Source organism: Bradyrhizobium sp. CFUWI (assembly GCF_056429085.1).
Genome location: NZ_JBWJZE010000127.1, coordinates 1 through 669, shown reverse-complemented (window position 1 = coordinate 669; position 669 = coordinate 1). Strand labels below are relative to the sequence as shown.

The following is a 669-nucleotide window of genomic DNA, read 5'->3' as shown; positions in this document are numbered from 1 at the left end:
GCTGCTGACGGCCGCCTACGGGCTGGGGCAGATCGCCGGGCCGCCGATCGTGGCCTGGATGCTCCACCACAGCGCGGACCCGGCGCGGGGTTTCACGCTCGGGCTGGGCGCCGCCGCATCGGCGCTCGTGCTGGGGGCGGTGCTGCTGGCGGCGATGGCCTGGCGCTGGCCGCAGGCGGCGGGGCAGGCCGCTGCCTGAGCCGCCGCTGCGCCGCGGCGGCCCCGCGCCTGCATGCCCGGGCTCAGTGCCGCGCCGGCAGGCCGAGCGGCGCCGGGGCCGTGGCGATGCGCGTGCCCGCGCCGGCGTCGGCGTCCGCCGGGCCGATCGGCAGGGTGAGCACGAAGCAGGCACCGCCGCGCCCGTCGGGCCGGTCTTCGCAGCGCACGCTGCCGCCGTGCCGCTCCGCGATGGAGCGCACCAGCGCCAGGCCCAGGCCCACGCCGCCCGCGCGCTCGCTCGCGCCCGGCAGGCGGTAGAAGGGCTCGAAGATGCGCTCGCGCTGCGCCGGCGGCACCCCGGGACCGACATCGCACACGCGCACCTCGGCCCATGGCCCGCTGCGCTGCAGCAGCACGGTGATCTCGCCCTGGCTGTAGCGGCGGGCGTTCTCCAGAAGGTTGCGCAGCGCACGGCGCAGCAGCTTGGCCACGCCCCTCACTTCGAGCCCG

1 protein-coding gene and 1 pseudogene are annotated in these 669 nt (G+C 78.6%); one reads left to right on the top strand and one right to left on the bottom strand.

The window, feature by feature from the left end:
- Positions 1 to 199: pseudogene (locus tag AC066S_RS39025) on the top strand (hypothetical protein); the annotation flags it as partial.
- Between the two features lie 43 nt (positions 200 to 242).
- Here the strand turns inward: AC066S_RS39025 and AC066S_RS39020 are convergent.
- Positions 243 to 669 (bottom strand): sensor histidine kinase (locus AC066S_RS39020; protein WP_478271934.1); only part of this gene is annotated, 427 nt, incomplete at its 5' end.